We start from the raw sequence: 8,597 nt of genomic DNA on the forward strand, positions 1-8,597 counted from the left end.
GCTGGCCGTGACGGGAAAGCAAGCTGCCGATGTGGCCGTGCTGATCTGTGGTCAAGACCTTCAGGTTCACCGAATTGAACGCGATGAGGCCATGATCGCCAAACTGATCGAGTTGGAACGCGCTTTTTGGCATTACGTTGAAACTGACACGGCCCCCCCTGCCGACGGTTCAGATTCTGCCGATGTGGCCCTGCGCTGCTTGTACCCGCGTGACAGTGGCCAGACCCTTGACTTATCGGACGACTTGTCAATGTCTGCGGTGTTTTCTGACCTGTTGGCTGTGCGGGACGTGCTGACCAAAAACTCGCTGCTTGAAGCCCAGCTCAAACAGCGCATTCAGCAGCGCATGGGGGACGCGACCAAGGTGCTGTTTGAAACCGGTGATGTCACATGGAAGCGCAGCAAGGACGGATCAGGGCTTGATACCGCCACTCTTCTGAAAGATCAGCCCGATCTGTTGAGCCGCTACAACCTGGTCAAACCGGGCTCAAGGCGGTTTCTTGTGAACGGGTAAATCAAAGCATTCAAGCCTAAGTCAATGCCAGAAACCAACGCCCCAGTCCGCTGGGGCTTTTTATTGCCTGCCCCCAAGCGGATTGAAGGGGGTAGGCCTGTTCAAAATTTAAAGGAAACATCATGCTCAAAGGACTGGCATTAACGCCCCCGGCCATTGGCCGAATTGCCATCGGCAAAGTGGTGGAAAAAAATGGAAAACGCTTGCCTGAAAAAGACGACTCGTTCACGATCACCTCACAGGTTCAGAACAAGGACGGCTGGGTCAATCATCCAATGAACGAGTCCCTGCGTAAAGAGCCAAATGCAAAACTGCGAGCCATTGCGGTGCGGCTGCTGTTTGATGACCCTGAACTCAATCTTCGGGCCAATTACAGCCTGTTTGATCGGCAAACTGGCAGGCCAATGTGTGTCGGCAATGGGGACACCTGTAGGCGCTCACTGGCCGCCGGAGTGCAAACCCTACCTTGCCCCTCACCTGAAGCGTGCGAGCTTGCCAAGGGTGGTTTCTGCAAGCCCTATGGGCGTCTGAACGTGAGAATTGGTCAAGATGACGAACTCGGCTCATTCGTGTTCAGGACCACAGGGTTTAACAGCATCCGAACTCTGGCCGCCAGACTGAGCTACTTTCATGCCGTGTCTGGGGGACATCTGTCCACGTTGCCTTTGGAGCTGCGTCTGCGTGGTAAGTCCACCACCCAGTCCCACCGGGCACCGATCTACTACGTTGATTTGACAGTCCAGACCGGCATGACCATGGCTGAAGCCATTGCCAGTGCCAGGGCAGAGTGTGAAATTCGCAAAGCGGCCGGGTTCGATCAGGTCGCACTGGACGAAGCAGCTCGTCAGGGCTTTGCCGCTGGTGCGTTTGAGGAATCTGAGGAGGATGGCCCGGCAGTTGTGGAAGAGTTTTATCCAGATGAGTTTGACAGCGCAGACGGTGCATTTGGGACTACCACGCCTACCAATGGCACCAAACCAGGACTGGCAGACAAACTCAATCAGAAAGCTGCGCTGATGAATGGTCATGGTGCGCCGGTCAATCAAATTTCTCGTCAGGGGTCAAATGGCCGGGAGTAAGCAACGCCAGCAGCCAGTCAGGCAATCGGGCGATGTGATCTTGTTTCAAAAAATCAACGGTGGCTGGGAATATCGGTACACCAGTCAGGGTGAAACCTTTCTGGGTTTTAGCTATGACAACCAGAGAGCCAAAGCCCGGCTACTGTTGCAATTAGGCTGGGAACGTAAGCGTTATGAGCGTGCGCAGTTTCGGCGTTTTTGAATTGACATCAATTCACACCACAAAGCCCTGCGAGTCAGGGCTTTTTAGTGCCCTGTTGAAAAACATCACTGAGCCTGGCAATCAGGCCGTAGCGATTCCTACCTTCCTAGGCTAACGTAAAAAAGTTGGAAGCAGTGTCTTGCCTGACTAAACCAAACCCAATTGAAAGAGTACCACCATGAACCATTCTGACCGCATGAATCTAGGTAAACACCTGGAACATCTGACAGTTCAACCGGATGACGATCCATGCAAACCACGATTCAAATAGGGCGACTGAAATACCGTGTCTGCGCCCCTACCGACCACAAACCAACCCTGGCCAAGCTCTACAAAGAGAACCCCAACAGGCCATGGGAGGAGGTACGCCAGTACTTGACACCCGAGGCCATGCTTGAGGCTCGGGTTCACGAGCTCAAAGCCTACGCACTCAAGTGCAACGGTCGGCCTCGCAAGACCAGGCTTTATCCAAGTCCACGAGTCTTTCCACCTGCTGGCTTGAGTGTCAAAGCGTACGTTACCAAATACTACGCACTCAACCAACTGGGCACACCCAACCACTTCGGGCCACTGGCTGAGCACGTGACTTACCCATGCGGCATTGATAGCCAGATGGAGCCATCATCATCTTTCAGCCATTGACCACCACGAACTTCAAAAGGAATTGACCATGAAAAAATCAGCTAAAACGGAAATTGTGATTGCTGCCTGGGCAGGCCGAACCGGGCCAGCCTACTGGGGCGATCAAGACTATTGCGGCTATGACAATCAGTCATCAGCATTCTGGGTCTCGTTACGAGGAGCACAGCCGGGTGATCGCCAACTCTACCTGAACAACGACTGCCGGGCTGTCGGTGATATTGGCCTTTACGTGTACGTCACGGTGGACGGGACGGTGAGCATAGACATGCGATTGCACGACATGGGCTCCATGACATTGCACGAGGCAGAGCAGCGCATCAAGGCTTTGAAGCGACTTCTTGCCAAAGGCAAATCGCGCATAGTCCGCACTCCACGAATCAGGCAAGCCATGGCCCTGCCGCTTGACCAGCGACACAAAGCTAACGCAAAGGGGAACGGCGCGACCCTTTGGACGAGGGTTTGTCGTGCCTTGCCTGGTTATCGCGGCGCAGCGCCCCGCCTTGCGCGGTGGGCGGCAAGGTGGCGTTGATCCCATCAAAGAGTTGCGGCAACGTGGTTCCCAGGCAGTGGCACAGGGTGGCCAGCGTCAACAAGGAAGGATTGCCCATGCCGCGCTCAATGCGGGAGACATGTGAGCGTTCAAGTTCGGCGTCCATGGCGAGTTCAATCTGCGATTTGTCGGCCGCGATGCGAAGCTGCTTTATGTTTTGGCCCAGTGCCAGAGTTACTTCATTGGGGAGGCCGCGGCTTGGGCTTTCTGTAGGGTGTTTCTTGCTGAGTGCGGCGACGTCCATAGCCGCAAAGAATCCAACAATGAGGCTTGCAACGCGACGTTATATACAACACAGTGTGGCACAATTTGAGCTATAAAGTACAACATTGTTGACGATGAAACGCCATCAAAGCGAAGCTGCATAGGGACGTAACGAGGGTTGATGTGTTTTCTTGTCGCTGTGCCTGAGGCGATCCGGTTTCAGTGGTGGAGGAATTTTTTCCGGATGAGCTGAGCGGCGATTCAGCACGCGGTGCAAGAGGGACCGGCTCAAGCTTTGTCTGGCTGACAAGCTGAAGCAAACGGCGACGAAACTGAATAAGCTCGATTGAGATACGTCAATATTTCGATACCCCAAAATGGGGGATAGACGCACACAGTTTCAGAATGGAAAATAAAAAAGGCAAGTCTTGATAATTCGGCAAGTGAAATTCTAGTTGAAATCTCCTATTTGATGGTCTAGGAGAGTTAATTCTGAAGTCTGAAATATCCTTAATCTCAAATAAGCCAAGGAAACTTAAAATGAAAATTACATATATTTTGAATACTGTAGCCATAGCCATGAGTTTTTTGCTTATTGGTTGTGGGCCAAAGCTTGATGGCTCAAATTCGAGTGTTCTTTTTAAATCAATCGATGCGATATCTGAAAAAATGCAGCCTGAAGAGCGTCGTCAGTTTAGAAATGATCTTGCGTTAATTTTGAAATCAAAAGGCATGACGCTTGGTAAATATTATTCTACCCTTAATGGCAAAACAGTATCTGAAGTTCACACTCGCGCATTAGAGGTCCAAGGTGAGATAATTCGCGAAAATATTATCAATACGAAAAATGAGATTAAGAATACATCAGATAAAATAATTGCATCTGATGCGGCAAAAACAATAATTAAAGACTTTGACGCTAAAGTGACAGGCGGCAATCTCAGGGATCTGGGGAATTATTTCATATTGATACCTAGTTTTACAGTAACAAACAAAACCCCATATCAAATTGACCGAGCCAGATACAATGTGAAAGTTAGTTTGCGTGACGAAACGAATGGATTAATAAAGAAAAATTACATTCAAAAATCGCGTTTTACCCCCCCAATAAAGCCGGGTGATTCAGTAGAAGTTACTGAAGAATGGGGTCTCACCGGCCCCGGCATGCACAAGCCTACTGCGTATTCTGGAATTTTTGGAACACAAATTGATGGCATTGAGATTAATGTGATCGAACTTATTTCAGGTGAGAAGAAGTTTGAAATTAGTCAAGAACTAGACTCACTTCAAAAGAGATTGGGAACACTTAATAAGGAACTTACAGAACTTGAGTCTTCGAAAGTTAACTGACTTATTCTCAAGGTTAACTCAAGAAATCGCGACATTTCGCCCATAGAGTGACTCCCTACGCCATGTGATGCGCTTGCGCTTAGGACCACGAGGCAATTAGGACGGAGCGGGCGCTGCAATCATTGCAACACATTCAACTCCGTGCGCTTCCACCAGCGGCGCGTCGCAGTTTCCTGCGTTGGGCTCGATAACGATTGAACAAAGTGCATTGATGCTCAAAGCCCTGAAGATGAAGGCAGGCACAAAGTTAATGACGGCAACGTAGCCAGTTGCAGGGACACGTTTCCACTCTCGAAGAGACTCTGTGAATCAAGATTGCAGGGGAGCTCGGCAGACAATCTCAATTGACTCTAACTCGAACTTTTGTCTGAATGAGATTTTGTTTGAAGCTTAGCTTTTCCAATATGGCAATAAGGTAATTTGTTATTTATCAGGAGTAAATGATGCCAAATGAAAACGCGAAAAAAATTCAAGTTGCCATAATTCTTCTCGCGGTGTCGGTTTTATCTTTTTGGTTCGGCGGTTGGCATATCGCATGGTCTGAAAATTTGCCGACGCGTGACGATGTGCTTTATATAGGACGAGGAATTGCTATCAAATTCAACTATCGGTTTTATGGTGTTGTTTTTGAATCTAGGTTCTTCGACTCTCCAATAATATCGTGGCTCTTAGGGGGTATTGCAGTGAGCGCATTCGGCAAAGCACTTGCTAGTATTGAAGCATTTGAAGAGACTAAAGCTGCTCGCGCAAGTACTGTGGCATCTAAAATCCCAGTTAGATTTGAAGGCGTGATTGCTGAGGACCTTCTAAGAGGTCGAAATTATTCTGAAATTGGACCAATAGCAGCCTGCGTTAACAAGCTGACTCCTTTTCATAAGGAGCCTACGAAAGAGCAAGCAGCCGAGGCCCTCAACAAAAAAGCCAAAGCCAAAGGCGCCGATGCTATCTTCAATGTCACCTATGAAAAGAGAGGTATTACCTTTACCAGTTGGGGCAGCATAACAGCCAGCGGTACGGGAGTGAAGATTGAAAATTAGAATAATATTTGATCTGTCACAGTTTCGATATCGACGATGAGTTTATTAACACTTCCTTCCTTCTCTGTCAGCCATTAACTTTAAATTGAATCAGGTCGGGTATATTCCCCGCCCCTTGGGGCGCTCCCTTTGCGGCGAAACGAAGTGAGCCGTATGGAATCTCTGTACCCGATACCCCGCAGCTTGCTGCGGGGATTTTCATTCAAATATTTGTTAATTGATAATCTTGTTGGATTGATGGTAATTTAATAACTTGCCTTGTGTCTGAATCCGTGATCTCAAGCTCCACTGCCAATATTCTGATCTAAACTTTCCCAAAAAGTGCGCAATATCTCGTGAGCCCGCACCCGGTTATTGCGTCAACTTGGCTGGGATCGGCGGCGGTTTGACCGTGCGCAATTCCAGCGTTTTTGACACGCCAAGGGTACTGGACGGTACCTTTGAAAAGCTTTACGATTCAATTCGACGAGCGCATACCCCGCGTCTAATTTGACCGCCGTATAGATAAATTTCGGGCTCTGACTCTTCCTCAATTAAAGGCATAAAGTTGAGGCCTTGCTTGGCCTATTGATGACGCTTTTATGGTACTCGCACAAATATTAAGATGTTTTTTTCTGAAGGAGTTGTGGGTAACCAACACAAATATCGAGTATCGTCAAGGAGTCGGCGCTTTAGCCCTAGAGCCAAATGCCCGGCGGGGAAAATCAATAGCGGAAATAACCGTATAGTGGAGGAATTTTCTTGCATACGATCAATCACGCCCTCACCAAAGCCAATCCATCCCAATCCGTGGTGTAACCAGGTGTGCGTCGTTCTTGTTTCATGCTCCACTGCCGCCGTTCACCGGCGAGCCCTGCGCTAGCCAATGCCAACGTACCGCGTCCGAACCGTTGGTTCACCGTATCCAGTGCCTGCATCAGGCGACATTCCCCAGGGGCTGGCATATCGTCTTCCAACCCCAGTTCCTGCTGAACGACATCGGCGGGATGAAGATCGAGCAACATCACGCCTGCCTTTGCATATCGGTATCCCGGTCGGTAAATCGCCTGCAAACCCATCAGCGCAGCCTGATTGATGTCCCGACTGTCATTGCTGGGTCGCCTAAGCGGTACCACCGTTGAGCGTGAATACTGCAAATCTTGGGTCCGAAAGGGGCTGGTGCGAATAAATATCAACACCTGACCGGCGTGGCCGTTTTGCTTGCGCAATTTCTGAGCAGCCCGACAGGCGAACTCGGTCACGGCCTCTTGTAAAGCAGACAAGTCCATAACAGCCTGCCCAAAGCTGCGCGTGCAGGCAATTTCTTGTTTGGCAGGTGGCTCGTGTTCCAGACCAATGCAGTCGGTACCTTGCAGTTCGCGCACGGTACGCTCCAGCACCACTGACCAGCGGCGTTTTACCATGACCGGATCAAGACGCGCCAAATCAAGAACGGTATGAATGCCAGCATCCTTAAGTTGGGCACCAATGCGTCTACCTACTCCCCAAACCTCAGCCACTTCAGTGGACGCCATTAATGCATCGCGTTCTCTCGGTTCCAAATCGCCGAGATTGCACACTTGGGCATGCTGATCGGGGTAACTGCCCGGCTTTCGCTCAGCAGTCTTGGCAATGTGATTGGCCAGCTTGGCCAGTGTCTTGGTGGGGCCAATTCCGATGCCGCAGGCAATACCGATCCATTTGAGGATGCGATAACGGACTTTTCGGCTTCGCAGGGTCATGTCGCCTTTGATGCCCGCCAGATCAATGAAGGACTCGTCAATCGAATACACCTCCTGGCGATGACCCAAGCCTGCAGCCAGACTCATCATCCGGTCACTCATGTCACCATACAGTGCAAAATTAGCTGACAGCGCAACCAGTCCGTCAGATTCCTCGAAGTGGCGAATTTGAAACCAAGGTGCGCCCATCTTGATGCCTAAGCTTTTTGCTTCGTTTGACCTGGCAATCGCACAGCCATCGTTGTTGGACAGCACCACTACCGGCCTGCCATTCAAACTGGGCCTGAACACCCGTTCACACGAGACATAAAAATTATTGCCGTCCACCAAGGCGTACATGGTCCGTCCAATCAGGCTTTGAACTGCTTGATGGAGGCGACCACCACACCCCAAATCTCGACAGTTTGCCCGTCGGCAGGATTGATGTCCGGGAATGTCACGTTGGCCGCTTTAAGTTTTATGCGTCCGGCTCGCTGCCAAAAGGTTTTGCAAACAAACTCGCCGTCCACCATGGCAATGACAATGTGACCGGAACGAGCCGTGATAGCACGGTCAACCAATACAACATTGTTATCAAAAATACCAGCGTCCTTCATGGATTCACCGCGCACACGCAACAAAAAACTAGCCTGCGGGTGCTTGATCAACTGAGCCATCAAGTCAACACGTTGAACAGCATGGTCTTCTGCTGGTGACGGAAAGCCGGCAGCCACACGACAAGGCAACACGCTGACCAGAGTTGGGATCTGCGAGAGTGCAACAGGTAGGTCAAGTGAAAGTTTGGCGAGGTTCATGATGTACTGATTTTATATACAGTATATGCCACAAAAATCGCACTCATCACTGCAATGCTCAATGTTTGAGCACGCTCATCAAGCCCATGGCTGGTGCGACTTTTAGGACTTGTTCCGACAGTTGTACACAGCGTTGGGCACGGTTTTTGGGGACAAGCACAACGTCTTGTGACTGTGATACCAACGCCAAATTGCGACAATCTGGACCTGCTGATCACTCACCTTTCAATTGACTATGCCAACTGATTCACTATTGACTCTCAAGTTACCTGAAGGCTATACTTTCACGGATCTCAAAATTCGACGTTGCGATGATGATGCCATCGATCTGGACATGGACATCGTCAAGCAAATCTGCAAAATCAATGGCCTGGATTTTGCGAAAGTCTGTCAAAACCCCGGCCCTGTGGTCACTTCGATTTTGACTATTTGGTACAAAAATCATCTGGCAGAAGGTGGCCAGCCGGATGGGTTGATGGAAGCGTTGAAAGCTAGCAGTAGCAA

At 49.9% G+C, this 8,597-nt stretch carries 9 protein-coding genes; 6 read left to right on the plus strand and 3 right to left on the minus strand.

Annotation, left to right across the window (positions count from 1 at the left end):
• The 3 genes from Q8O80_RS10925 to Q8O80_RS10935 form a co-directional block, all read left to right on the plus strand.
• Window positions 1–514 (plus strand): YqaJ viral recombinase family protein (locus Q8O80_RS10925; RefSeq protein ID WP_371136167.1); only part of this gene is annotated, 514 nt, incomplete at its 5' end.
• 122 nt (window positions 515–636) lie between these two features.
• The gene (locus tag Q8O80_RS10930) at window positions 637–1,593 is read left to right on the plus strand and encodes a hydrolase or metal-binding protein (protein WP_305579502.1); all 957 of its coding nucleotides are present in this window, start codon (window positions 637–639) and stop codon (window positions 1,591–1,593) included.
• Entirely contained in the window at window positions 1,580–1,795 is a 216-nt protein-coding gene (locus Q8O80_RS10935; RefSeq protein ID WP_305579503.1) for a hypothetical protein, read from the plus strand. Before Q8O80_RS10930 ends, Q8O80_RS10935 begins: the two co-directional genes overlap by 14 nt.
• A gap of 1,061 nt (window positions 1,796–2,856) precedes the next feature.
• On the opposite strand, the gene Q8O80_RS10940 is transcribed toward Q8O80_RS10935, so the two are convergent.
• The gene (locus tag Q8O80_RS10940; protein ID WP_305579504.1) at window positions 2,857–3,231 is read right to left on the minus strand and encodes a helix-turn-helix domain-containing protein; all 375 of its coding nucleotides are present in this window, start codon (window positions 3,229–3,231) and stop codon (window positions 2,857–2,859) included.
• A gap of 500 nt (window positions 3,232–3,731) precedes the next feature.
• On the opposite strand from Q8O80_RS10940, the gene Q8O80_RS10945 reads away from it, so the two are divergent.
• Both Q8O80_RS10945 and Q8O80_RS10950 read left to right on the plus strand, forming a co-directional pair.
• Window positions 3,732–4,541 (plus strand): hypothetical protein, encoded by an 810-nt coding sequence (locus Q8O80_RS10945; RefSeq protein WP_305579505.1) that lies wholly within the window; start codon window positions 3,732–3,734, stop codon window positions 4,539–4,541.
• A gap of 443 nt (window positions 4,542–4,984) precedes the next feature.
• Window positions 4,985–5,578 carry a heavy metal-binding domain-containing protein gene (locus Q8O80_RS10950; protein WP_305579506.1) on the plus strand — a complete coding sequence of 198 codons (594 nt, stop codon included), beginning with the start codon at window positions 4,985–4,987 and terminating at the stop codon, window positions 5,576–5,578.
• A gap of 755 nt (window positions 5,579–6,333) precedes the next feature.
• Here the strand turns inward: Q8O80_RS10950 and umuC are convergent.
• A complete protein-coding gene (gene umuC, locus Q8O80_RS10955) occupies window positions 6,334–7,638 on the minus strand; it encodes a translesion error-prone DNA polymerase V subunit UmuC (RefSeq protein ID WP_305579507.1) in 1,305 nt (434 codons plus the stop codon).
• Between the two features lie 11 nt (window positions 7,639–7,649).
• Complete coding sequence (locus Q8O80_RS10960) at window positions 7,650–8,093, minus strand: LexA family transcriptional regulator (RefSeq protein WP_305579508.1); 444 nt, start codon at window positions 8,091–8,093, stop codon at window positions 7,650–7,652.
• A gap of 253 nt (window positions 8,094–8,346) precedes the next feature.
• Here Q8O80_RS10960 and Q8O80_RS10965 point away from each other — a divergent pair.
• Window positions 8,347–8,597: hypothetical protein (locus tag Q8O80_RS10965; protein ID WP_305579509.1), on the plus strand; the 251-nt coding region annotated here is incomplete at its 3' end.

This window comes from Devosia sp., from assembly GCF_030689745.1.
Taxonomy (GTDB): Bacteria; Pseudomonadota; Alphaproteobacteria; order Rhizobiales; family Devosiaceae; genus Devosia; species Devosia alba.

Coding starts and splice junctions, on each gene's coding strand:
- Q8O80_RS10930 (WP_305579502.1), top strand. CDS start 637: ATGCTCAAAGGACTGGCATTAACGCCCCCGGCCATTGGCCGAATTGCC.
- Q8O80_RS10950 (WP_305579506.1), top strand. CDS start 4,985: ATGCCAAATGAAAACGCGAAAAAAATTCAAGTTGCCATAATTCTTCTC.
- Q8O80_RS10945 (WP_305579505.1), top strand. CDS start 3,732: ATGAAAATTACATATATTTTGAATACTGTAGCCATAGCCATGAGTTTT.
- umuC (WP_305579507.1), bottom strand. CDS start 7,638: ATGTACGCCTTGGTGGACGGCAATAATTTTTATGTCTCGTGTGAACGG.
- Q8O80_RS10960 (WP_305579508.1), bottom strand. CDS start 8,093: ATGAACCTCGCCAAACTTTCACTTGACCTACCTGTTGCACTCTCGCAG.
- Q8O80_RS10940 (WP_305579504.1), bottom strand. CDS start 3,231: ATGGACGTCGCCGCACTCAGCAAGAAACACCCTACAGAAAGCCCAAGC.
- Q8O80_RS10935 (WP_305579503.1), top strand. CDS start 1,580: ATGGCCGGGAGTAAGCAACGCCAGCAGCCAGTCAGGCAATCGGGCGAT.